This is a genomic window from Kribbella sp. (assembly GCF_035687465.1).
Classification (GTDB): Bacteria; Actinomycetota; Actinomycetes; order Propionibacteriales; family Kribbellaceae; genus Kribbella.
Window position 1 is genome coordinate 1 of sequence record NZ_DASRXP010000360.1, and the last position, 2,042, is coordinate 2,042.

Here is a 2,042-nt window from a genome sequence, read left to right on the forward strand (position 1 = left end):
CCATGCGGTCGAGGAGGGGCGGGACCGGGCAGCGGCTTGAGAGACCGCCTGTAAATGCTACTGGTGCGGCCGTCTGATGGCGGTTTCTGCGCTTCCGGTGCTCACGGACTCAAACGTCCGCTGCGCGCCGGTTCTCGAAACCACCACCAGCCGACTCACACCAGCGCATTTCCAGACGGTCTCTGAGTCATCCTTTTGCCTCTCCCGTTTACGGGAGAGGCCGGGCTCGCGCAGCGAGACCGGGTGAGGGCGGGTCCCGGCCTCGACAAAGGGCCCTCACCCGGAGGCGCAAGCGCTGTGCAACCGGAGAGATCGTTGACACTATAGACCGGATACATCGTTGACAGATTTCCGGTGTTGTTGAGGGCGCTGATTGCGCCGACCCGGCCGGGTCGGCGCAAAGGGGCGCAGCTTGTGGGTGCGGCGGTCGATGAGGCCGAGCGGGAGGTCGGCAAAACGGACGATCCAGTCGCCGGTCTCGGTCTCAGCGACGCCGACCGGCTCGCCGACCAAGGCCTCGCTGACGAAGATCAGGGTGCCGCCCCACTTGATCTCGCCGTTGGAACGAACCCGCCGGACTGCATGCTCGGCATCATAGGCGGGCTCCTCGATCCGGGCGGGATAGCCCCGCGGGCTTTTGTGGTAGCGGCTGGCCGGAGTCTCCTGGCCGAGCGCCTCGTGCGGCCGCAGGTGGTTGTACTCCAGCCGGAAGCAGTCGAAGCTCGCCTGCTGGGCGACGAGGGTTGCCGCTGGCGGCTTGGCGGTGTCGGCCTTGAGCGTGCCGTGCATCCGCTCATGCCGGCCGTTCTGCTCGGGCGCGCCGGGGTCGATCCGCTCCAGGCGGATGCCGAGCTTGATCCACTTGACCGCCAGCCGGGTCAGCCCGCCGGCGCCGTTGCCGGCAAAGGGCGGGCCGTTGTCCGACCGCAGGCCCAGCGGCAGGCCGTACTCGCGGAAGGCGGCGTCGGTCACCGGATCGACCCCCTCGATGGTCGGCTCCACCGACTCGCAGACCAGCAGGAAGCGGCTGTCGGCATCGCTCAGGGTCAGCGGATCGCAGCGCACCCCGTCGCCGGTGCGGAACCAGCCCTTGAAGTCGATACCCCACAGATCGTTCGGCGCGGTCACCGGCGCAAAGGGCTGGCTCAGCGGCAACGGCGTGCGCCGCCGCCGGCGCGACCGCACCAGCCCTTCACGACGCAACAGATCACCGATCGACGACGCCGCCGGCCACGTCGTCTCCGGCTTCCGACGCTCCAGCAGCGCCTTCAGCTTCTTCGGACCCCAGCGCGGATGCGCCAACCGCTGCGCCACGATCGCAGCGGCCAACTCCGCTGCCATTGTCTGTCCCGGATGATGCGGCGCCCGTGATCGCGGCTCCAGCCCGGACCAACCCTCCGCCTGGTAACGCCGCATCAGCTCGTAGCCCCATTGCCGGCTGATCCCGAACCCTCGGCACAGCTCCGACATCGTCTCCTCGCCTGCCAGACAGGCCGTCACGAACCGTACCGCCTCGTCCAACGCTCTGGTCTCCTGGAATGGCATCGGCAAAGCCCCCCTTTGCCGATCAGGAAACCTGTCAACGATCTATCCGGTCCATTCTGTCTACGATCTACCCGGTTCGGACCCGAGCCCGGCCTCTCCCGCAGGGCGGGAGAGGCAAAAGGAACCGGCTTCGTAGGTTGGGTTCGCGGCAGCGAACCCAACAGAATCGGGGGCCGCGATGACGGCGGCATGTTGGGTTCGCCAACGCGAACCCAACCTACGGTGTCACCCAGTATCTGGGGATCTGGGCCTGCGGCTGCCGGCCGAGCGAGGCTCCGGTGGATCCGCGGGCGGATCGTCCTCGTCCGACGGCAGGAAGCCCAGCTGCTCCATGGCCTCGTCGGCCATCTCGAGCCAACGCTCCACCCGCACCGGGAAGCCCCAGCGCCGGCACAAGGCCGCCCCCGCGACCTCGGCCCGGCTGGCTTCGATCAGCTCGGCCACCTCCGGCTGCTCGACCCGCTCGCACACCTCGGTGGCGCGGTGGTCAACCTCCT

The 2,042-nt window shown here is 68.5% G+C and carries 1 protein-coding gene and 1 pseudogene; both read right to left on the reverse strand.

All coding sequences use genetic code 11. The features are described from left to right. Positions 1-393: 393 nt before the first annotated feature. Positions 394-1,545, reverse strand: a pseudogene (locus VFG33_RS18815) (integrase core domain-containing protein); the annotation flags it as partial. A 225-nt stretch (positions 1,546-1,770) separates the two neighbouring features. Beyond that, the coding region (locus VFG33_RS18820; protein ID WP_325054205.1) for a hypothetical protein at positions 1,771-2,042 on the reverse strand (272 nt) is incomplete at its 5' end.